Here is a 19,749-nt window from a genome sequence, read left to right as displayed (position 1 = left end):
GGGGCGGCCGGCGCGCGGGGGTCCACGCCGTTCCACCCGTCGCCCCCGAAGGAGTCGAGAATGCGCACGCTCCTGCTCGCTTCCCTCCTCGCCCCGGCGCTCGCCGCCGCGGCCCCGGGCGTCCCCGCCCGCGCCAAGGCGCCGCCGCGCCACCCCGACGTCACCGCGCAGCTCCCGGTGCAGGACTGCGCCGAGTGCCACGCCACGCGCTCGCCCGCGGTGGTCCGGGCGTGGGAGGGCTCGCCGCACGGCCTCGCGCTGGTGAAGTGCGTCGTCTGCCACGGCTCGACCGGGAAGGACTTCACCCGCACCGTCGCCGAGGCGCGCTGCGCGGGCTGCCACCCGGCCCAGGCCGCCTCGCAGGTCCCGGCGCGCGCCGGGCCCGGCGGCTGCTTCACCTGCCACGAGCCGCACGCCCTCACCGCGAAGGGCGAGCCCCCGCATTCCAAGTGACCCGCGCAGCCCGAGGAGAACACCATGCCTCTCACGCGCCGTGACTTCCTGAAGGCCTCCGCCGCCGCCTCCGCCCTGGCCGGGCTGGGGCTCCCCGTGGACGCGCTCGCCGCCGAGGGCGGTGAGCGCTGGGTGAAGTCGGTCTGCCGCTACTGCGGCACCGGCTGCGGCCTGTACGTCGGCGTCCGCGACGGCAAGGTGTTCGCCGTCAAGGGCGACCGCGACAACCACAACCGCGGCCTGCTCTGCCTCAAGGGGTTCCTGCTGCCGCAGATCATGTCGGCGCCGGACCGCTGCCTGCACCCGCTGGTGCGCAAGGGCGGCAAGCTGGTGCGCGCGAGCTGGGACGAGGCGATGTCGCTCGTCGCGCGGCGGTTCCGCGAGGCCGTCGAGGCGCACGGGCCGGGCGCGGTGGGCTTCTACGGCTCCGGCCAGGGGCTCACCGAGGAGACCTACGCGGCCAACAAGCTGTTCAAGGCGGGCCTGCGCACGAACCACGTCGAGGGCAACCCGCGCCTGTGCATGGCGTCGGCGGTGGGCGGATACCTGAGCACCTACGGCAAGGACGAGCCGATGGGCTGCTACGAGGACCTCGACCACGCCGACGTCATGCTGCTGGTCGGCTCGAACGCCGCGGAGGCCCACCCGATCCTGTTCGAGCGGATGGCGCGCCGGAAGCAGACCGGCAAGGACGTGAAGGTGGTCGTGCTCGACCCGCGGCGCACCCCGACCGCGCGCATCGCCGACCTGCACCTCTCGTTCACCCCGGGCACGGACCTCGCCATCCTGAACGCGATGGCGAACGTGCTCGTCGCCGAGGGGCTGGTGGACGAGGCGTTCGTGAAGGCGCACGTCGCGTTCGGCGAGGGCAAGGACGTGAACAGGGCCTGGGAGGACTACCGGGCCTTCCTCGCCCCGTACACCCCGGTGCGCGCCGCCGAGCTGTCCGGCGCGCGCGCCGAGGACATCGTCACCGCCGCGCGCTGGTTCGGCGAGCGGGGACGCACCGCCACGTCCATGTGGTGCATGGGGCTCAACCAGCGGACCCGCGGCGTGTGGGCGAACAACCTCGTCCACAACCTGCACCTGCTGACCGGCAAGATCGGCCTGCCCGGCTCGACCCCGCTGTCGCTCACCGGCCAGCCCAACGCCTGCGGCGGCGTCCGGGACGGCGGGGCGCTCTCGCACCTGCTGCCCTACGGCCGGCTGATCGCGAACGAGAAGCACCGCGCCGAGATGGAGAAGCTCTGGAACGTGCCGCCCGGCACGATCCAGCCCGAGAACGGGAAGCCCACCATGGACCTGTTCCAGGCGCTGGAGCAGGGCGACCTGAAGGCGCTGTACGTGATGACCACGAACCCGGCCCAGTCGCTGCCGAACGTGGACCGGTACCGGAAGGCGCTCGAGGCGCGCAAGGCGTTCCTGGTGGTCACCGAGGCGTTCCACCCGACGCGCACCTCCGAGCTCGCCGACGTGGTGCTGCCGGCGGCGCTGTGGGCCGAGAAGGAGGGCGTGTACGGCTGCACCGAGCGGCGCTACCAGCTGCTCGAGCAGGCGGTCCGCCCCGCCGGCGAGGCGCGGCCGGACTTCGCCATCCTGTGCGACCTCGCGGCGCGGCTCGGGCACGGCGCGCTCCTGCCGTGGAAGGCGCCGGCGGAGGCGTGGGACGAGATCCTGACGCTGAGCAAGGGCACCGCGTACGACTTCACCGGCATGACCCGGGCCCGCCTGGCCGCGTCGCACGGGCTGCTCTGGCCGCTGCCGGCCGAGGGCCACCCGGGCACGAAGCGCCGCTTCGTGAAGGGCGAGGACCCGCTCGTCCCGGCCGACGCGCCCGACCGGATCCGCTTCTACGGCCGGCCCGACGCCCGCGCGGTGATCTGGCTCCGGCCGCAGCAGCCGCCGGCCGAGGTGACCGACGCCGCGTACCCGCTGGTCCTCACCACCGGCCGCGTCATCGAGCACTGGCACACCGGGACCATGACCCGGAACTGCAAGGAGCTGCGCCACGCGAACGCCGAGTCGGTGGTGGAGCTGCACCCGGACGACGGCAAGCCGCTCGGGATCCGGACCGGCGACGAGGTGCGCGTCAGCTCGCGCCGCGGCGCGGAGACGTTCAAGGCGAAGCTGGTGGACGGGGCGCGCCCGGGCACGGTGTTCGTGCACATGCACGACCCGCAGCGCATGTGCAACCGGCTCACCATCGACGCGGTGGACCCGGTCTCGAAGCAGCCCGAGTTCAAGATCTGCGCGGTGAAGATCGAGCCGATCCGCAAGGCCTGAGCCGGACGGAGGTCCACATGCTGGTCGCGGGGGTGGTGATCGAGACCGTGCCCGGGGCGGCGCCCCGGGTCGCCGCGCGGCTGCTCTCCGAGCCCGCGCTGGAGCTGGAGGGCGGCGACGGCGACCGCCGGCTGGCGGCGGTGTTCGCCGGGCCCGACGGCGCGGCGCTCGAGGCGCTCGCCGACCGGCTGCTCGCGACGGACGACGAGGTGCTGGGGGTGTACCCGACCTACGTCGCGGACGAGCCGGGGCACGGCGAGGCGTGAGCGGCGGCGGGCGCCGATGGGGCCGCCCCGCGCGGCGCAGGGACCCGCGGGCGCCGGGCTGCGAGCATCTCCGACCGGTCCGGCCGCGGCGCGGCCGCGGCCGTGCTCGCACCGATCGAAGACCAGGAGGAGGGACGCATGACCATGCTTCGCACCGCGCTCGCGCTGGGCCTGTGGCTCGCCGCGGGCGCCGCCGCCGCCCAGGCGAGGAAGCCGGCCCCCGCGCCGTCCGCCGGCCAGGGCTGCGTGGACTGCCACCAGCAGCGCACCCCCGCCATCGTCGCGGACTGGAAGGCCTCGCGGCACGCCGCGGTACAGGTGGACTGCGCCACCTGCCACGGCGACGCCCACCGCGGCAACGACGACGTGGCGAAGGCGCTCATCCCCACGCCCGAGACCTGCGCGCAGTGCCACGAGGCCCAGGTGGCGCAGTTCAAGAAGGGCAAGCACGCGCTCGCGTGGGCCTCGGTGAAGGCGATGCCCACGTTCCACTACCAGCCGCTCGCCATCCGCGAGGGCCTGAAGGGCTGCGGGGGCTGCCACAAGCTGGGCCTGAAGTCGCCGGCCGAGCTGAAGGAGCTGAAGGAGGCCTCCGGCGGCTTCGGCGTCGCCTCCTGCGACGCCTGCCACACCCGGCACCTGTTCTCGAAGGCCGAGGCGCGGCGGCCCGAGGCCTGCCAGACCTGCCACATGGGCTTCGACCACCCGCAGTGGGAGATGTACTCCGGGTCGAAGCACGGCGTGCGCAACGCGCTCAAGCAGCAGAAGGCGATCCCGGAGGACGCGGCCGCCCCCACCTGCCAGACCTGCCACATGCAGGAGGGGAACCACGAGGTCCGGACGGCCTGGGGGTTCCTCGCCCTGCGCCTGCCGTTCCCCGAGGACGACCCGCAGTGGAAGGCCGACCGCATCACGATCCTGCAGGGCCTGGGCGTGCTCGATCCGAAGGGCAACCCGACCGCGCGCCTCGACGCGGTGAAGGGCGCGGACATGGCGCGCCTCACCCAGGAGGCGTTCGACGCCGAGCGCGCGAAGACGCTGCGCACCTGCAACCCGTGCCACTCGGCCAACTTCGCGAAGGAGCAGCTCCGGCAGTCGGAGGGGCTCCTGCGCGACGCCGACCACCTGATGGCGGAGGGCATCCGCGAGGTGGCCGCGCTGTACCAGGACGGCGTGCTGCAGAAGCCGAAGGGCTACGCCTCCGCGTTCCCGGACCTGCTCACGTTCCACGACGCGCCCACGCCCGTGGAGCAGACGCTGTTCGTCATGTTCCTCGAGCACCGGATGCGCGCGTTCCAGGGTGCGTTCCACGCGAACCCGGACTACGCGAACTGGTACGGCTGGAGCGAGCTGCAGCGGGACCTGGTGGAGATCCGCGCCATGGCCGAGGACATGCGGCGGGTGGCGAGGAAGCCCGCGGCGAAGGCCGCCGCGAAGCCGCGGCCCAGCCCGACCCCGGCGGCGAAGCCGAAGCCGTAGCGCTGCCGGGCATCGCCTGCGCCGCTCCCGGCTCAGGCCGGGGGCGGCGCGGCCGGCACCGCCGCGTCCCCGTCGCCCTCGAGCCGCGCGTTCAGCGCCGTCGCGGCCACGATCGCGATGGAGCGGAAGAAGAAGCCGACGCCCGGGACCGCCAGCACCGCGCCCACCGCCACCCCGAAGCCGGCCGTCTCCCAGGGATGACGTTCGGTGAACTGGACCTCCTCGGCCCACGGCCGCGTCAGGCGCGCGAGCAGCCGGCCCGCCCAGCGGAACGGCCGCAGCAGCCACAGCGCGGCGCCGAGCCGCTGCAGCGCCCGCGCGTACCAGGGCGCGCCCGCGCCCCGCCGCGGCCCGGGGATCGCCTCCAGCGGCAGCTCGAACGCGTCCACCAGCACCCAGTAGAACGCCCACGCCGCGCCCAGGGCGGCGGTGGCGAGCTTCCCCGGCAGCATCGCGAGCACCATCGCCACGGGGAACAGCCCCGCGGAGACCACCACCGCCTGCCGCAGCGCCTTCACCCACTCGCGCAGCACCATCCGCGGCCAGCGCTGGCCGGCGAAGGGATCCTCGCCCGCCGGGACGCCGAGGGCGCGGCGCGCCTCCAGCGCGACGCGCATCCACTGTCGCTGCAGCAGCGTGGGGGGCATCGAGGCGAGCCCGACGAAGGTGACGGTGAACACGTGGAGCGCGCCCGGCCCGGTGACCTCGCCGTCGGCGGCGTCGCCCGCCACCGTGAGCGCGGCGAACACCGCGCACCCCGCCGCGGTGAGCGCGGTGGGGAGGAGCGCCGCCCGGCGCAGCGCCGCGTCGTCCGCCAGGAGCCGGGCCGCCCGCAGCACCTCGCCCGCCGCCCACCGGGCGCGCTCCAGCCGGCCCGCGTCCGGCGCCGGCGCCTGCGCCGCCCCGCGCTCCGCCGCGCCCGCGCCCGCCACCCCCGCCTCGCTCAACGGGTCACCTCGGCGAGGAAGCTCGTGCCGACGTCGGACCGGACGCCGAAGTACTCGGCCACGGTGGCCCCGAGATCGGCGAACGTCGTGCGCGTGCCGAGGTCCCCGCCGCCGCGCCCGGGCGCGTACACGAGCAGCGGCACGTGCTCGCGCGAGTGATCGGTGGACGGGGTGGTCGGATCGCAGCCGTGATCGGCGGTGAGCGCGAGGAGGTCGCCCGGCCCGAGCCGGTCGAGGATGGCCGGCAGCGCGCGGTCCAGCTCCTCCAGCGCCCGCGCGTAGCCCGCCGGATCGTTGCGGTGCCCGTAGAGCATGTCGAAGTCCACCAGGTTCACGAAGACGAGCCCGCGGTCCACCCGGTCGAGGAGCGCCGCGGTGCGGGCCAGCCCGTCGGCGTTGCCCGCGGTGTGGATCTCCTCGGTGATGCCCCGGCGGTCGAAGATGTCGGGGATCTTCCCGACGCCGACCACCGGCACGCCCGCCTCGACCAGCCGCTCCAGCACCGTCGTCGCCGGCGGCGGCATGGAGAAGTCCTTCCGGTCGTACGTGCGCGCGTACTTCCCCGGCGCCCCCACGAACGGCCGCGCGATCACCCGCGCCACGCGCCACGGGTCGAGGATGCGCCGCGCCGTCCGGCACCAGGCGTACAGCGTCTCGAGGGGCACCGTGTCGGTGTGGGCCGCCACCTGGAACACCGAGTCGGCAGAGGTGTAGACGATCGGCTTGCCGGTGCGCTGGTGCTCCTCGCCCAGCTCCTGGATGATGACGGTGCCGCTCGCGACGGTGTTCCCGAGGACGCCCGGCGCGCCGGTCTCCCGCACGAACGCCTCGACGATCTCCGGCGGGAAGCCGCCCGGGAACGTGCGCAGCCCCTGGCGCAGCACGACGCCCATCATCTCCCAGTGGCCGGTGGTGGTGTCCTTGCCCTCCGAGCGCTCCGCCATGCGCCCGTGGAACGCGGTGGGGGCGGGATCGGGCGGCACGCCCTGGATGGCGGTCACGTGGCCGAGGCCCATCCGGCCCAGCACCGGCAGCGAGAGCCCGCCCACGGCGCGGCTGGTGTTGCCCAGCGTGTCGGAGCCCGCGTCGCCGTAGGCGGCGGCGTCGGGGAGCGCGCCGCAGCCGGCGCTGTCGGCGACCAGGATGACGAGGCGGCGGTTCATGCCCGGATCCTAACCGCAGGGGCGCCGCGCGGCGCGGTCACGGGAAGGCGCCGGACACCAGCGCCACCGAGGCGGAGGCGCCGATGCGGCTCGCCCCGGCCGCCAGCATGGCCCGGGCCGCCGCCGCGGTGCGGATCCCGCCCGACGCCTTGACCCCCACCTGCTCGCCCACGACGGCGCGCAGCAGGGCCACGTCCTCCGCCGTGGCGCCGCCCCCGGCGAAGCCCGTGGACGTCTTCACGTACGCGGCGCCGGCGCAGCGTGCCAGCGCCGCCGCGACGACCTTCTGGTCGCGGGTGAGGCGCGAGGTCTCGAGGATCACCTTCACCGGCACCCCCACCGCCCCGATCACCGCGCGCAGATCCTCGAGCACCTCCTCGTGCCGGCCGGCGAGCAGCGCCGGGAGCCGGATCACCAGGTCGAGCTCCTCGGCGCCCAGCCGCGCCGCCTCGCGCGCCTCCGCCACCCGCGCGCCGGTGTCCGCCTCGCCGCGCGGGAAGTCCACCACCGCGACCGCCCGCACGCCGCTGCCCTCCAGCGCGCGCCGGACCTCCGCCACCGCCTCGGCGCGCACGCACACCCCCGCGAACCGGTGCGCGCGGGCCTCGGCGCAGGCGCGGCGCACGTCCTCGAGCGTCGCCTCCGGCGCGAGCACGGTGTGGTCGAGGTACGGCGCGAGATCGCGCGGGGTGCGGATCGCCTCGGGGGGAACGGAGCGCATGCGCGGATGCTACCGCCCGCCGCGGGCGCCGCCCAGCGACACCACGCCGTCGCCCGCGGACGGCTCGCCGCAGTCCTCCGCCTCCTCGTCCTCGGCGTCGAGCCACGGATCGCGGCCGGTCGCGTCGGCGAGCTGGCGGTGGAGGTCGCGGTCGAGCAGGTGCGAGGGGACGACGTGCGCGAGCGCGTGGAGCAGGTTGCCCTTCACCGCCGGGTGCTCGGCGGACAGCTCCGCCAGCAGGCGCTTCACGCGCTTGCGGCGCAGGTTGGGCTGCGAGCCGCACAGGTCGCAGGGGACGATGGGGAAGCGCATGGCCTCCGCGAACGCGGCCACGTCCTCCTCGGCCGCGTAGCAGAGCGGCCGCACGACCACGTTCCGGCCGTCGCGCGAGCGGAGCTTGGGCGGCATGCTCTTCAGCGCGCCGGAGTAGAGCGCGGAGAGGAGCAGCGTCTCGACGAGGTCGTCGCGGTGGTGGCCGAGCGCGATCTTCGTGCAGCCCATCTCGACGGCGGCGTTGTAGAGGACCCCGCGCCGCAGGCGCGAGCAGACCGGGCAGGTGGTCTTCCCCTCCGGCACCAGCCGCCGCACCACCGAGTAGGTGTCGCGCTGGAGCATGCGGTAGGGGACGCCCACCGACCGGAGGTGGTCCTCCACCACCTGCGCCGGGAAGCCGGGCTGCCCCTGGTCGAGGTTCACCGCCACCAGGTCGAAGTCGATGGGGGCCCGCTCGCGCAGCCGCATGAGCAGGTGGAGCAGGGTGTAGCTGTCCTTGCCCCCGGAGACGGCGACCATGATCCGGTCGCCCTGGGAGACGAGATCGAAGTCGCGGATGGCCTCTGCCGTCGCGCGGAGGAGCTTCCGCTCCAGCCGGTGGATCTGCTGCATGGCGGGGTTCTAGCGCGGCCCGGCCCCGGCGGTCGAGGGTGCGGCGCCATTTCCGTTTGACGCCGCCGCTTTCGTTGGGATAAAGGCCCGGCTTCTCCGCCAGGACGAGGAAACATGGCTGCCAAGGACCTCGGGACCAAGCACAGCTGCTTCAAGTGCGGCACCAAGTTCTACGACATGAAGAAGCCGGTCCCGCTCTGCCCGAAGTGCGGCGCGGACCAGCGCGAGAGCCCGGCCCTGAAGCCTCCGGCGCCCGAGCGCAGGGTGCGGGCGGCCGCTCGCCCGGTCGAGCCGGAGGCCGAGGAGGTCGAGGTCGACACCGACGACCTCGAGGACGACGCGGAGGACGTGGACGAGGCCGCCGAGGACGACGAGCCCTGATCCGCGGCCACGCCCCGCCGCGGGCGTGGGACCCGTTCACCGTTCGTGAATTCGAGGCGCGCCGTCGCCCGTCGGGGCCATGGGGACCTCCCGCTGCCGCGCCCGACACCCGGGCGAGGCCCCTAACGCGACGTTGACCCCCTGCCGAGCCCTGACTAAGTGCTCGCGGTGACCGTCGCCACCGCGCAGGCCCGCACCGCTCCGCAGCCGCTCGCCTACCTCAAGGACCTGGTCCTCCTCTCGAAGCCGCGGCTCTCGGGCCTGGTGATGATCACCAGCGCCGGGGGCATGTGGCTCGCGCCCGGCCACATCGGCACCGCCCGCGCCGTGCTGACCGTCCTCGCCACCGCGGTGGTGGTCGGCGCCGCGAACGCGCTCAACTGCTACCTCGAGCGCGACATCGACGCGCGCATGCGGCGGACCCGCGATCGCCCGCTGCCCGCCGGCCGCGTCGATCCGTTCGTGGCGCTCGGGCTCGGCATCGCCGCCCCCGCCTTCGCGATCCCGATCCTGTCGCTCGCCGCCAACGGGCTCACCGCCCTGCTCGCGCTGGTCGCGCTCCTGACCTACGTGCTCGTGTACACGCCCATGAAGCAGCGCTCCGCGGCCGCCCTGTTCGTGGGCGCGGTCCCGGGCGCCATCCCGCCGCTCATGGGCTGGACGTCGGTGACCGGCGGGGTGGACGCCGGCGGGCTGGCGCTGTTCGGGCTCCTGTTCGCGTGGCAGCTCCCGCACTTCCTCGCCATCTCGCTCTATCTCCGCGAGGACTACCAGCGCGGCGGGCTGCGCATGTTCGCCTCGGTGCACGGCGAGCGCGCCACCCGGCTGTGGATGGCGCTGACCACGATCCTGCTCCTGCCCGCTTCGCTGGCGCTCGTCCCGCTGGGCGTGGCCGGCACCGGGTACGCGGTCACCGCCGCGGTGCTGGGCGTCGCGCTGTCCGCCTACGCCATCTCCGGCGTCGGCCGCGAGGGCGGGCGCTGGGCGCGCACGTTCTTCCTCGGCACCCTCGTCCACCTCACGGTGCTGTTCGTGGCCCTGTTCCTCTCGCGCTGACGTGCCCGCCCCCGCCGCCATGCAGGCCGCTCCCGCGCGCCTCGCGCTGAAGGACGTCGCGTTCCACCACGGCGCGCGCGAGGTGCTGCGCGGCGTCTCGCTGGAGGTCCGCGCCGGCGAGGTGTTCGGGCTGCTCGGGCCGAACGGCGCGGGCAAGTCCACGCTGTTCTCGATCCTGGCCGGCCTGCTGCCGCCGGCGGCCGGACGCTTCTGGCTGGACGGCCGCGAGATCCCCGCGGGCGCCCGCGCGCTCCGGGCCGCCTCCGGGATCGTCTTCCAGTCGCCGGGCCTCGACGGGAAGCTCTCCGCCGAGGAGAACCTGCGCCTCGCCGCCGCCATGCACCGGGTGCCGCGCGCCGAGGCCCGCCGCCGGATCGCCGCGCTGCTCGCCGGCGCGGGTCTGGCCGACCGCGCCCGCGAGCCGGTGGACCGCTTCTCCGGCGGCATGCGGCGGCGGGTCGAGCTGGCGCGCGCGCTGGTGCACCGGCCCGCGCTGCTCGTCATGGACGAGCCCACCACCGGGCTGGACGCCGGCGCGTTCCAGGCGTTCTGGGACGAGGTCCTGGCGCTCCGGCGCGAGCAGGGGCTCACCGTCGTGCTCACCACCCACCGGCCCGACGAGGCGGAGCGCTGCGACCGGCTGGCGGTGCTCTCGGGCGGCGCGGTGGTCGCGTGCGAGTCGCCCGACGCGCTGCGGGCGCGCGTGCCGGGCGACGTGGTGGTGGTCGAGGCGGACGCGCCGGAGGCGCTCGCCGCGGACATCCGGGCGCGGCTGGGCCTCCCCGCCCGCGTGCGCGACGGCGCGGTGCACGTCGAGCGCGAGGCCGGCCACACGCTGGTGCCGCGGATCGTCGAGGCGTTCCCGGCCGGGCGGCTGCGCGCCGTCTCGCTGCGGCGCCCCACGCTCGCCGACGCCTACCTGGCGCTCACCGGCGCGTCGCTCGAGGACGCCGCGGAGGTGGCCGCGTGAGCCCAGCCCGCCCCGAGCCCGTCCCCGCCGCGCCGCCCGCCGGCGCCGCCCCCGCCGCGCCGCTGCCCGCGCCCGGCCCGGCCCTCGCCTACGACGTCGCCACCGCGCTGGTGCTGTGGCGCCGCGACCTGGTCCGCTTCTTCCGGCAGCCGTCGCGGCTCGCCGGCGCGCTCGGGCAGCCGCTGATCTTCTGGTTCGTCATCGGCTCCGGCATGTCCGGCACGTTCCGGATGGCCGGCAGCGGCACCGGCTACCTCGCCTACTTCTTCCCGGGCGTGGTGCTGATGGTGGTGCTGTTCGCGTCGATCTTCACCACGCTGTCCGTCATCGAGGACCGGCACCGCGGCTTCCTCCAGGGCGTCCTGGCGGGGCCCGGCTCGCGCGCGGCGCTCGTCGCGGGCAAGACGCTCGGCTCCGCGTCGGTGGCGCTCAGCCAGGCGGCGCTGTTCCTGCTCCTCGCCCCCGCGGCGGGCTTCCCGTACGGATCGATCGACTGGCCGCTGCTGGTGACGGCGCTGGCGCTCGCCGCGGTGGGGCTGGCGGCGCTCGGCTTCGCGGTGGCCTGGTTCATCGACAACGTGCAGGGCTACCACGCGGTGCAGATGACGCTGCTCGTGCCGCTGTGGGTGATCTCCGGCGCGATGTTCCCGGTGCCGGCCGACCGGCCCGGGTTCGCCACCGCCATGCGGTGGAACCCGGTGTCCTACGCGGTGTCGGCCGCGCGCCGGGCCCTGGCCGGCCCCGACGCTCCGGGCGCGCTGCCCGGCTCCGCCGCGCGCGACCTGGCCGTGCTGGCCGCCTTCGCGGCGATCGCCCTCGCGGCCGCCGTCCTCTCCACCCGACGGGCCCCCCGCGCATGACCCTGGCCGAGATCCTCCCCACCGTGAACGCCGTCCTGAACGGCACCAGCGCCGTGCTGCTCCTGGCCGGCTTCGTGGCCATCCGCCGCGGCGCCCGCGACGTGCACCGGGCGCTCATGCTCGCCGCCTGCGCGAGCTCGGTGCTGTTCCTGGCCGGCTACTTCACGCGCATCGCGCTGACCGGCACGCACCGCTTCCCCGGCGGCGGCGCGCTCCGCGCGGCGTACCTGGCCGTGCTCGGCTCGCACACCCTGCTCGCCGCCCTGGCGGCGCCGCTCATCCTCCGGACGCTGTTCCTGGCGTTCCGCGCCCGCTTCCCGGATCACCGCCGCATCGCCCGCGCCGCGCTGCCGGTCTGGATGTACGTGTCGGTGACCGGCGTGGTCGTCTACGTGATGCTGTACCACCTGGCGCCGGCGCCGTAGCGGCGTCGCCGGCGTGCCTTGACCGCCGTCACGCGGCGCTCCGCGCGTTGCGCTAGCGTTGCGCACGACGACCCGGCCCCACCCGATTCACCACCAGTCCGGCGCACGGGTCGACGGGGGGAACGCCATGATCCGGTCCAGCCGTCCCGCGGCTCGCCTGCTGCTGCTCTCGGCGCTCGTCGCGCTCTCGGGCTGCGCGGGCACGCACGTCAGCAAGTTCGAGTACGACCCCAGGGCCCACCAGGTGAACGTGCCGGCCAGCGGCGAGGGCTGCTACGACGCCTGCGTCCTGCTCGCCGTCGACGCGGCCAGGACGCGCGACATCGCCGGCAAGGTGCTGGCCGCCCTCGACGCCACCGTGACCGAATCCAGCGACTCCGGCCTGAAGGCGCAGCGCAACCGCCACATCGGCGTGTTCGTGGGGAGCGGCGGGGAGGTGCTGGGCGTGACGTGGAAGGTGGTGGACCCGGGGAGGACCTTCGTGACCGCCACCACCAAGACCGGCTTCGTGGGTGGCGCCGGGCAGAAGGCCTGGTCGTGCGAGGTCGTCGCCAAGATGGCGGAGCTGGCGTCGAAGTAGGCCCTCATGCCTCGGGTGAACGTGGTGCGGCTCCTGCCGTCGTGCGCGCTCCTCCTCGCTGCCTGCGCGACGACCAGCAAGGTGGACCCGGTCGGCCCGGGCCTCGCGGCGAAGCGCGAGGACTGCGAGATCGCGTTCTTCAAGGACTCGAAGCCGGCGGCGCCGTTCGAGATCGTGGGGAAGATCGAGACGCATATCGCGAAGAACCTCTTCTTCGGCGGGCGCGCGCTGCTCGAGCGCGACGGCTATGCGGAGCTCCGGAAGAAGGCCTGCGCGCTCGGCGGCGACGCGGTCATCGTCGACGATCGGCTCGAGAGCCAGGCAGCCGAGGTGACGCACCTGCACATCTGGGCCACCGTCGTGCGGTCGGTCCCCGCGCCGCCGCAGGGCGCCACGCGGTGAGGGACCCCCTGGCCGCACGGCGCGGCAGGGGGGAACGCGCAAGACGGGCGAACTCCGCGTCGCTGCCCGGTCACGCGAAGGCGGTGGCGCCCGCCCCGATGCACGCCCGCAGCCGCGGCGCCCGCCCGTCCACCGGCGTCGTTGAACGCCCCGCGTCGCGTGGCCATCGTTCGTCTCTCTTCCAGGGAGGGACGACGATGGCCACGACGACGGGCACGCAGGGATTCCAGGCGGCGTACCAGGGGACGCCGCACTTCGGGCACATGGGCGAGCAGATGCAGCGCTGCATCCAGGAGTGCCTCTCCTGCTTCAGCGTGTGCGAGCAGACGCTGGCGCACTGCCTGCGGAAGGGCGGCCGCCACGCGGCGGCCGACCTCGTCAAGGTGATGGTGGACTGCGCCGAGAGCTGCCGGATGAGCGCGGCGATGATGTCGCGGGAGTCGGCGTTCCACGCCCGGCACTGCGAGCTGTGCGCGGACATCTGCAAGGCGTGCGAGGAGGCGTGCGAGGAGCTCGGCGGCGACGCGCAGATGAAGGCGTGCGCGGACGCGTGCCGGTCCTGCGCCGACGCGTGCCGCCAGATGTCCGCCCGGCACTGAGCGACGGCGGCCGCCGCGCGGCGGGATCCTTCGCGCGGCGCCCGCGACGGTTCAGCGACGTGCGTCAGGAGACGGCGTCGGCGAGCGGCGGGGGGTCGTCGAGCCCGGTGGCCGCCGCGGCCGCCGTCGGCGGCACGGCGCGCGCGTCCGCCTCGTCGATGCGCGTCCCCGGCCCGACCCGCAGCCGGGTGCCGCGCCACACGACGTCGCGGCGGAAGAGGCCGTGGGCCCAGGCCGCACCGAACACCAGGTCCTTCAGCGGCACCACCGCGAGCTGCGCGAGCGTGAAGCCGCCGGACCGCAGCGCGCGCGCGGCGACGCCATCGAGGGCCGCCTTCGCCGCGGCGGTGGCGCCCAGCAGGGCCAGCGCCCTGCCGGACGGTGCCGCGGCGGCCGCGAGCGTGGCGAGGAGCACCGGGTTGAGGAGCACCTGCGCCGCGTAGGCGCCGGTTCCGGCCGCCTGCCGCTGGAGGACGGCCCAGCGGCGATACCGGGCCGCGAACCCGCCCACGCTGCGCCGGCCGCCCACGTTGCGGATCGGGCGCACCGCGATCGCGACCCGCTTGCCCAGGACCGAGCCGACCATGCGCCCGAGCACGTAGTCCTCGGCGAGCACGTCCTTCACCGCCGCGAAGCCGCCCAGCGCGCGCAGGTCGGCGCGCCTGAGCGCCATCGACTTCCCCACCACGATGTCGCGCCCCGCCAGCCGCTTCGCCGCGAGGACGCCCGGGGTGATGGAGCCGGCGAGGTGGAGGTCGTCCATGAGCGCACCGAGCGTCTCCGCGCCGGCGCCGACGATGGGGTGCGTCACCAGGCCCACCGCCTCGTCCTCGAGCAGGGCCACGATCTCGCGAAGGTACCCGCGCTCCACGCGCACGTTCGAGTCCGACACGACCAGCACGTCGTGGCGCGCCGCCGCGCCCAGCGTGGCGAGCTGGTTCACCTTGGGGTTCAGCCCCGGCTCGCCGCGCTGCACCGCCACCGAGTACCGCTCCGGCCAGCGCCGCGCGGCCCAGCGGGCGACCGGCCAGGCCGGGTCCGCCTCGCTGCGCACGCCGAGCACCACCTCGTAGTCCGGGTAGTCGAGGACCGCGAAGGCGGCCAGGTTCGCGGCAAGCCCGTCCTCCACCCCGCACAGCGGCTTCAGGATCGAGACCCCCGGGGTGCCGAGCGGCACGCGCGGAGCCTGCCGCACGTGCCGCCACAGCACGAGGTGCTGCGTCGCGACCGCCGCGATCCCCACCGCGGCGCCGACCAGGAGGACGTTCGAGAGCCACTCCATGCAGGCCACCTCCGCGCTCCGGGCGCACGCGCAGGCTCGCGCACGCCGGTGGCGAACGCGCGGCGGCGACGTGACGAGTGGCGGTCGGAGGAGGGCCGCGCCGTGCGACGACGCGGCGGCCGGGTTCAGGGCGATGCCGGCGCCAGCACGCGGACGGGCAGCACCATCGCGTTCAGCCCGCCGAGCTGGAGGCGGCGCTGGAGCTGGTAGGCCGTCTCGTTGTGCAGCAGCCGCTGGAACCAGCGCTCCTGCTGGAACACCAGCTTGCCCGCGAACACGACGCTCCGCGGGTACTCGCGGGCGAGCTCGAGGCACAGCTTCTCGGCCACGCTGACGGCCTCCGTGCCGATCTCCATCCGCAGATCCGCCGCGAGCTTCAGCCGGTGCGCGAGCGCGACGTACTGCTCGAGCGCCGCCTGGGTCCGGAGCCGGACCCGGTCCACCTCCTCGATCCCCTTCATGGAGGCGGCGTCGATGACGCCGACCGACACGAACACGAAGTTCCGGAAGTGGCCGGGGAAGGTCCGCTGGATGGTGAGGAGCGCGTGCACGCCCAGGCCGCCGTAGCCGCCGACGAGCAGCACGGCCGTCGGGCCCTTCGGATCCAGGACGGGGTGCGGGCCGGGAGGGTGCGGCGGCAGCACCTCGAGGATGTCGTCGAGCCGCTTCAGGTTCGCCTGCACGCTGCGGTAGTGGCGACGGATGGCGAGGCACAGGCCCACCACCAGGCTGGTGACGAGGATGGTGATCCAGCCCCCCTGCGCACCCTTCTCGTAGACGGTCCCCACCAGGATGGCGAGGCAGAGCACGAACGCGACTCCGTGGATCGCGAGGCCCCGCCGTCGCCCGCTCGCGCGGGCCCGCCGCCAGTAGCGGAGCATCGCGAACTGCGAGAGCGAGAACGTCACGAACACGTTGATCGAGTACATCGTGACGAGGTGCAGGATGTCGCCGCGCGTCCAGAGCAGGGTCGCGAGGGAGGCGCCGCCCATGAGCAGGACGCCGTCCTGGATGGTGAGGCGGTCCGAGAGCTGGCCGAAGCGGTGCGGCAGCCACGAGTCGTGGGCCATGTTGGCCATGACCCGCGGCCCGTCGATGAACCCGGCCTGCGCGGCGACCACGAGCAGCGCGGCCTCGGCGAGCAGCGCCACGACCACGAACCCCCGGCCGACCGGAACGCCGGGCAGGCTCCACCCGCCCGCGAAGCGATCGAGCAGCACCGCGTTCATCGTCTTGCCCTCCTCGGGCGCGACGCGGAACAGGAGGTAGCAGACCAGGATGCCGCCGGCCGTGAAGGCGAGCGAGACCGCCATGTACGCCATGGTCCGCTTCGCGGTGTGCACCTTCGGCTCGCGCATGATCTGGATGCCGTTGGAGACCGCCTCGATGCCGGTGTACGTCCCGGCGCCCATGGAGTAGGCGCGGACGAAGACGGCGAGCAGCCCGACCGCGCCCAGCTCGGCCAGGCCCGCGCGGAACTCGTGGCCCACCTCCCCGGCCACTCGCGGCACGTCCGGGAGGTGCGCGCCGACGCCGCCCACGATCAGGACGAGGTGCGTGACGAGGAAGAGGCCGAAGATGGGCGCGAGGATCGTGACGGACTCCTTCACGCCGCGCAGGTTGAGCACGACGAGGAGGCCGATCACGAGCGCCTCGACCGGCAGCTTCCACGCCTCGAGCCCCCGAGGGAGGAAGCTGAAGATCGCGTCGCCGCAGGAGGCCACCGACACGGAGATCGTGAGGACGTAGTCGACCAGCAGCGAGGAGCCGGAGACGACGCCCACGCGCGGGCCGAGCAGCTCCGTCGCGACGACGTACCCGCCGCCGCCGAACGGGAAGCGCTTGATGATCTGCGAGTACGCGACGGCGATGACGAGCACGGTCGTCGCGGTGGCGAGCGCGAGCGCGACCGCGAGGTAGCGGTGGTCGCCCAGCGCGCGGAACGCCTCGTCGGGACCGTAGGCGGACGACGACAGCCCGTCGGCGCCGAGCCCGACCCAGGCGAGCATCGCGACCAGCGAGATGGAGTGGTGGGTGCGCGGATCCTGGACGTCCCTCGGCGCGCCGAACACGAGCGTCCGGAGCCGCGCGAGCGACCGCCGCGGCGGCCCGAGGGATCCCGGCGCGCGCGCCCCTTCCTCCGGCGTCGTTCCCGGGGTGGCTGGCATGCCCGCAGCTTGCCGCCCACGCGTGTCGCCGCGACATCAAGACTCGACCGGCGGATGTCAACGGAACGTCAAGAAGGCGCCCCGTCACCTTGACACCTTCTTGATGCCGGCCGGGCTAGGCTCTCGTGGCGAAGGGAGCGGCCATGGCCACCGTCACCCCCCGACTCCACGCCGTCGCGGCCCACGGCAGGCCTCGGGCCGACGTGCCCGTCCCCGGCGACGAGGGGACGCTCGAAGACCTGCTCCTCATCGGGGTTCTCTTCGCGATCGCGTGCCTGCCCCTCGTCGGCGCGGCCGCCCACTTCGGCCAGTGGACGCCGGGCGAGCTGGGGCTGGCGGCGGCCGGGGCCCTGTTCACCGGACGCCACCTGTGGGCCTCGGCCGGCTCGGCGATCCGCGCAGGGAAGCGGCGCCGCCGCCGGGACCGCTCCGAGCACGTTGCGTGAACCCACCGCCACCCGGGGTCGCGCTTGACGGGCCTGGCGCCGCGAGCGTTGATGAGCGGCGGATCGAGCGGGGGCCCCCGACATGACGTCAGCGCCCGAGCGAGCAGACCCGGACCGCCGCCCGGCGCGGACGCCCGACGTCGGGACGCCCGCGCGCGAGTACCTGCGCGCGGCAGGCGTCATCGGAGCCACCGCCGCGCTGGCCGCGGCGGCGCGCGCGCTCCTCCACGTCCCCGATGTCGAGATGCTGTTCCTGCTGGGCGTGATGGTGGTGGCGCTCACCAGCGGCCGCCGTGCCTCCATCCTCGCCGCCGCGCTCGCGGTCGTCTGCTACGACTTCTTCTTCGTCCCGCCCCCGTTCACCCTCGACGTCGCCGACGCCCGCTACATCCTGACGTTCGCGATGATGCTCGGCGTCGGCGTGGTCATCGGGACGCTCACGCTGCGGCTCCGCGAGCAGCGGCGGGAGGCGATCGTCCGGGAGCGGCGCACCGCCGCGGTGTACGCGCTCGGCAAGGAGCTGGCGGCGGCGATGGACTCGACCGAGGTGGGCGCCGCGTGCGTGCGCGCGGTCGCGGAGGCCTTCGACTGCGCGGCGCTGTTCCTCCTGGCGCGGGATCGCGACACGCTCGAGGCGGTGGCTACCGCGCCCGCCGGCCAGTCGCTCGGGACCGGCGAGCTCGCCGCCGCCCGGTGGGCGTCCGAGCACGGACGTCCCGCCGGCTGCGGCACCGACGCGCTCCCGGGCGAGTCCGTGCTCTGCATCCCCCTCCGGACCTGGGGCGACGTCCTGGCGGTGATCGCGCTGCGGCCCGGGAACGAGCGCAGCCTCGGCGGCGAGCAGCAGGAGCTCGTCGAGGCGCTGGCGCGGCACGCCGCCGTCGCGCTGGACCGGGTACGCCTCGCCGACGAGGCGCGGCGGGCCGCGCTCCGGGCCAGGACGGAGGAGCTGCGCAGCGGCCTGCTGTCCTCCGTCTCGCACGATCTCCGGACCCCGCTCGCCGCCATCACCGGCGCCGCCACGCTCCTCCTCGACGACGGCGTGAACGATCCGGCGATCCGGAGGGACCTGGCCGCCACGGTGGTCGATGAGGCGGAGCGGCTCGAGCGGCTCGTCTCGAACCTCCTCGACATGACGCGCCTCGAGGGGGGCGCGGTCGAGCCGAAGCGGGAGTGGGTCCCGCTGACCGAGGTGGTCGGCGCCGCCATGAACCGCCTGGAGCGGCCGCTCGCGGGGCGCCCGGTCGCCGTCGCCATCCCGGACGAGCTCCCGCTGCTCTCCGTCGACCCGATCCTGGTCCAGCAGCTGTTCGTGAACCTGCTCGAGAACGCGACCAAGCACACGCCGCCGGGATCCGAGATCGCGGTCCGCGCCGTCCGCGAGGGCGGGACGGTCGCGATCGAGGTGGCCGATCGCGGCCCCGGCCTCCCCGAGGGCGAGGAGGAGCGCATATTCGAGCGGTTCCAGCGGGCCGCCCGTCCCGGCGTGCGAGGCGTCGGGCTGGGGCTCCCCATCGCGCGGGCGATCGCCCAGGCGCACGGGGGCCGCCTCACGGCGGCGAACCGGGCCAGCGGCGGGGCGGTGTTCCGCCTGACCCTGCCCGTCGGGACGCCTCCTGCCGCACCGCCGGAGCCCCCCAGCGAGCGCCTGCCGGAGCGAGGGGTCGGGCCGTGACCGGCGGCGGCCCGCTCGTGCTCGTCGTCGAGGACGAGGCGCCGGTGCGCCGCTTCCTGCGCGCGGCGCTGGCCGCGCACGGCTACCGGATCGAGGAGGCCGGGACGGTCGCCGAGGCGGAGCAGCTCGCGCCCGGCCACAACCCGGACGTCTTCCTCCTCGACCTCGGGCTCCCGGACGGAGACGGGATCGACCTCGCCCGGCGGCTCCGCGAGTGGACGCGCGCGCCGATCATCGTGCTGTCGGCGCGCGGCCGCGAGGAGGACAAGGTGACCGCCCTCGACGCCGGGGCCGACGACTACCTGACGAAGCCGTTCGGCGTGAACGAGCTCCTGGCGCGCCTCCGGGTGGCGCTCCGGCACGCCCAGGCGCCGCCGGATGGGCCTCCGGTGGTCGAGGTCGGGCCGCTCCGCATCGACCTCGCCCGCCGCGAGATCACGCGCAGCGGCGCCGAGGTGCGGCTCACGCCCACCGAGTACCGGGTCCTCGCGATGCTCGCGCGCAACGCGGGCAAGGTGCTGACCCACCGCCAGATCCTTCGCGAGGTGTGGGGCCCGAACGCGACCGAGGCGCACTACGTCCGCGTCCAGGTGGCCGAGCTGCGCAAGAAGCTCGAGGACGAGCCGGCCCGGCCGCGGCTGCTGATGACGGAGCCGGGCGTCGGGTACCGCCTGCGCGACCGCGTCGACTGACGGAAGCGGGGGCCGC

The 19,749-nt window shown here is 75.0% G+C and carries 21 protein-coding genes; 15 read left to right on the top strand and 6 right to left on the bottom strand.

Annotated elements, in window-relative coordinates; all coding sequences use genetic code 11:
• The first annotated feature begins 60 nt into the window (after positions 1–60).
• From ANAEK_RS04785 to ANAEK_RS04770, 4 genes are all read left to right on the top strand, one after another.
• Positions 61–453, top strand: coding sequence for a hypothetical protein (locus ANAEK_RS04785; protein WP_012525021.1), 393 nt, complete (start codon positions 61–63; stop codon positions 451–453).
• Positions 454–477: 24 nt separating this feature from the next.
• On the top strand, positions 478–2,736 hold the full coding sequence (locus tag ANAEK_RS04780) for a molybdopterin oxidoreductase family protein (protein WP_012525020.1): 2,259 nt from the start codon (positions 478–480) through the stop codon (positions 2,734–2,736).
• Between the two features lie 17 nt (positions 2,737–2,753).
• Positions 2,754–3,002 carry a hypothetical protein gene (locus tag ANAEK_RS04775; protein ID WP_012525019.1) on the top strand — a complete coding sequence of 83 codons (249 nt, stop codon included), beginning with the start codon at positions 2,754–2,756 and terminating at the stop codon, positions 3,000–3,002.
• Between the two features lie 138 nt (positions 3,003–3,140).
• Entirely contained in the window at positions 3,141–4,481 is a 1,341-nt protein-coding gene (locus tag ANAEK_RS04770; protein WP_012525018.1) for a multiheme c-type cytochrome, read from the top strand.
• A 32-nt stretch (positions 4,482–4,513) separates the two neighbouring features.
• On the opposite strand, the gene ANAEK_RS04765 is transcribed toward ANAEK_RS04770, so the two are convergent.
• The 4 genes from ANAEK_RS04765 to ttcA are packed head-to-tail and all read right to left on the bottom strand — an operon-like array spanning position 4,514 to position 8,197.
• On the bottom strand, positions 4,514–5,428 hold the full coding sequence (locus ANAEK_RS04765; protein ID WP_157376675.1) for a hypothetical protein: 915 nt from the start codon (positions 5,426–5,428) through the stop codon (positions 4,514–4,516).
• The gene (locus ANAEK_RS04760) at positions 5,425–6,591 is read right to left on the bottom strand and encodes a phosphopentomutase (RefSeq protein WP_012525016.1); all 1,167 of its coding nucleotides are present in this window, start codon (positions 6,589–6,591) and stop codon (positions 5,425–5,427) included. Before ANAEK_RS04760 ends, ANAEK_RS04765 begins: the two co-directional genes overlap by 4 nt.
• A gap of 37 nt (positions 6,592–6,628) precedes the next feature.
• Positions 6,629–7,312, bottom strand: coding sequence for a deoxyribose-phosphate aldolase (gene deoC, locus ANAEK_RS04755; RefSeq protein WP_012525015.1), 684 nt, complete (start codon positions 7,310–7,312; stop codon positions 6,629–6,631).
• Positions 7,313–7,321: 9 nt separating this feature from the next.
• On the bottom strand, positions 7,322–8,197 hold the full coding sequence (gene ttcA / locus ANAEK_RS04750) for a tRNA 2-thiocytidine(32) synthetase TtcA (RefSeq protein ID WP_012525014.1): 876 nt from the start codon (positions 8,195–8,197) through the stop codon (positions 7,322–7,324).
• 114 nt (positions 8,198–8,311) lie between these two features.
• On the opposite strand from ttcA, the gene ANAEK_RS04745 reads away from it, so the two are divergent.
• The 8 genes from ANAEK_RS04745 to ANAEK_RS04710 all read left to right on the top strand — a co-directional run bounded on the left by ANAEK_RS04745 (position 8,312) and on the right by ANAEK_RS04710 (position 13,470).
• Positions 8,312–8,578, top strand: coding sequence for a TIGR02300 family protein (locus tag ANAEK_RS04745; protein ID WP_012525013.1), 267 nt, complete (start codon positions 8,312–8,314; stop codon positions 8,576–8,578).
• 168 nt (positions 8,579–8,746) lie between these two features.
• Positions 8,747–9,634: a heme o synthase gene (cyoE, locus tag ANAEK_RS04740; protein WP_198137459.1), complete on the top strand. Its 888-nt coding sequence runs from the start codon at positions 8,747–8,749 to the stop codon at positions 9,632–9,634.
• Position 9,635: 1 nt separating this feature from the next.
• The gene (locus ANAEK_RS04735; protein ID WP_232288371.1) at positions 9,636–10,604 is read left to right on the top strand and encodes an ABC transporter ATP-binding protein; all 969 of its coding nucleotides are present in this window, start codon (positions 9,636–9,638) and stop codon (positions 10,602–10,604) included.
• Positions 10,601–11,464, top strand: a complete 864-nt coding sequence (locus ANAEK_RS04730) for an ABC transporter permease (protein ID WP_012525010.1) — start codon at positions 10,601–10,603, stop codon at positions 11,462–11,464. The genes ANAEK_RS04735 and ANAEK_RS04730 overlap by 4 nt, the downstream gene beginning before the upstream one ends.
• Complete coding sequence (locus ANAEK_RS04725) at positions 11,461–11,889, top strand: DUF420 domain-containing protein (RefSeq protein ID WP_012525009.1); 429 nt, start codon at positions 11,461–11,463, stop codon at positions 11,887–11,889. Before ANAEK_RS04730 ends, ANAEK_RS04725 begins: the two co-directional genes overlap by 4 nt.
• 127 nt (positions 11,890–12,016) lie before the next feature.
• Complete coding sequence (locus ANAEK_RS04720; RefSeq protein ID WP_012525008.1) at positions 12,017–12,469, top strand: hypothetical protein; 453 nt, start codon at positions 12,017–12,019, stop codon at positions 12,467–12,469.
• A gap of 6 nt (positions 12,470–12,475) precedes the next feature.
• Positions 12,476–12,871, top strand: a complete 396-nt coding sequence (locus tag ANAEK_RS04715) for a hypothetical protein (RefSeq protein ID WP_012525007.1) — start codon at positions 12,476–12,478, stop codon at positions 12,869–12,871.
• A gap of 197 nt (positions 12,872–13,068) precedes the next feature.
• On the top strand, positions 13,069–13,470 hold the full coding sequence (locus tag ANAEK_RS04710; protein ID WP_012525006.1) for a four-helix bundle copper-binding protein: 402 nt from the start codon (positions 13,069–13,071) through the stop codon (positions 13,468–13,470).
• 64 nt (positions 13,471–13,534) lie between these two features.
• Here the strand turns inward: ANAEK_RS04710 and ANAEK_RS04705 are convergent, their stop codons facing one another.
• Together ANAEK_RS04705 and ANAEK_RS04700 are read right to left on the bottom strand one after the other, a co-directional pair.
• Positions 13,535–14,752, bottom strand: a complete 1,218-nt coding sequence (locus ANAEK_RS04705) for a glycosyltransferase (protein WP_012525005.1) — start codon at positions 14,750–14,752, stop codon at positions 13,535–13,537.
• A gap of 125 nt (positions 14,753–14,877) precedes the next feature.
• On the bottom strand, positions 14,878–16,920 hold the full coding sequence (locus ANAEK_RS04700) for an APC family permease (protein ID WP_012525004.1): 2,043 nt from the start codon (positions 16,918–16,920) through the stop codon (positions 14,878–14,880).
• 143 nt (positions 16,921–17,063) lie between these two features.
• Between ANAEK_RS04700 and ANAEK_RS04695 the strand changes: the two genes are divergently transcribed.
• The 3 genes from ANAEK_RS04695 (at position 17,064) to ANAEK_RS04685 (ending at position 19,733) form a co-directional block, all read left to right on the top strand.
• Positions 17,064–17,366 (top strand): hypothetical protein, encoded by a 303-nt coding sequence (locus tag ANAEK_RS04695; protein WP_012525003.1) that lies wholly within the window; start codon positions 17,064–17,066, stop codon positions 17,364–17,366.
• Positions 17,367–17,448: 82 nt separating this feature from the next.
• Positions 17,449–19,041, top strand: coding sequence for a DUF4118 domain-containing protein (locus ANAEK_RS04690; RefSeq protein ID WP_012525002.1), 1,593 nt, complete (start codon positions 17,449–17,451; stop codon positions 19,039–19,041).
• A complete protein-coding gene (locus tag ANAEK_RS04685; protein WP_012525001.1) occupies positions 19,038–19,733 on the top strand; it encodes a response regulator in 696 nt (231 codons plus the stop codon). The genes ANAEK_RS04690 and ANAEK_RS04685 overlap by 4 nt, the downstream gene beginning before the upstream one ends.
• Positions 19,734–19,749 lie beyond the last annotated feature (16 nt).

Source organism: Anaeromyxobacter sp. K, assembly GCF_000020805.1.
Classification (GTDB): domain Bacteria; phylum Myxococcota; class Myxococcia; order Myxococcales; family Anaeromyxobacteraceae; genus Anaeromyxobacter; species Anaeromyxobacter dehalogenans.
This window is presented reverse-complemented; position numbering and strand designations above follow the sequence as displayed.

Bases quoted from the DNA above. Each gene is read 5' to 3' on its own strand.
- ANAEK_RS04775 (WP_012525019.1), top strand. From the start codon at position 2,754: ATGCTGGTCGCGGGGGTGGTGATCGAGACCGTGCCCGGGGCGGCGCCC.
- deoC (WP_012525015.1), bottom strand. From the start codon at position 7,312: ATGCGCTCCGTTCCCCCCGAGGCGATCCGCACCCCGCGCGATCTCGCG.
- ANAEK_RS04710 (WP_012525006.1), top strand. From the start codon at position 13,069: ATGGCCACGACGACGGGCACGCAGGGATTCCAGGCGGCGTACCAGGGG.
- ANAEK_RS04715 (WP_012525007.1), top strand. From the start codon at position 12,476: ATGCCTCGGGTGAACGTGGTGCGGCTCCTGCCGTCGTGCGCGCTCCTC.
- ANAEK_RS04720 (WP_012525008.1), top strand. From the start codon at position 12,017: ATGATCCGGTCCAGCCGTCCCGCGGCTCGCCTGCTGCTGCTCTCGGCG.
- ANAEK_RS04690 (WP_012525002.1), top strand. From the start codon at position 17,449: ATGACGTCAGCGCCCGAGCGAGCAGACCCGGACCGCCGCCCGGCGCGG.
- ANAEK_RS04700 (WP_012525004.1), bottom strand. From the start codon at position 16,920: ATGCCAGCCACCCCGGGAACGACGCCGGAGGAAGGGGCGCGCGCGCCG.
- ANAEK_RS04695 (WP_012525003.1), top strand. From the start codon at position 17,064: ATGGCCACCGTCACCCCCCGACTCCACGCCGTCGCGGCCCACGGCAGG.
- ANAEK_RS04785 (WP_012525021.1), top strand. From the start codon at position 61: ATGCGCACGCTCCTGCTCGCTTCCCTCCTCGCCCCGGCGCTCGCCGCC.
- ANAEK_RS04725 (WP_012525009.1), top strand. From the start codon at position 11,461: ATGACCCTGGCCGAGATCCTCCCCACCGTGAACGCCGTCCTGAACGGC.
- ANAEK_RS04745 (WP_012525013.1), top strand. From the start codon at position 8,312: ATGGCTGCCAAGGACCTCGGGACCAAGCACAGCTGCTTCAAGTGCGGC.
- ANAEK_RS04760 (WP_012525016.1), bottom strand. From the start codon at position 6,591: ATGAACCGCCGCCTCGTCATCCTGGTCGCCGACAGCGCCGGCTGCGGC.
- ttcA (WP_012525014.1), bottom strand. From the start codon at position 8,197: ATGCAGCAGATCCACCGGCTGGAGCGGAAGCTCCTCCGCGCGACGGCA.
- ANAEK_RS04770 (WP_012525018.1), top strand. From the start codon at position 3,141: ATGACCATGCTTCGCACCGCGCTCGCGCTGGGCCTGTGGCTCGCCGCG.
- ANAEK_RS04705 (WP_012525005.1), bottom strand. From the start codon at position 14,752: ATGGAGTGGCTCTCGAACGTCCTCCTGGTCGGCGCCGCGGTGGGGATC.
- ANAEK_RS04780 (WP_012525020.1), top strand. From the start codon at position 478: ATGCCTCTCACGCGCCGTGACTTCCTGAAGGCCTCCGCCGCCGCCTCC.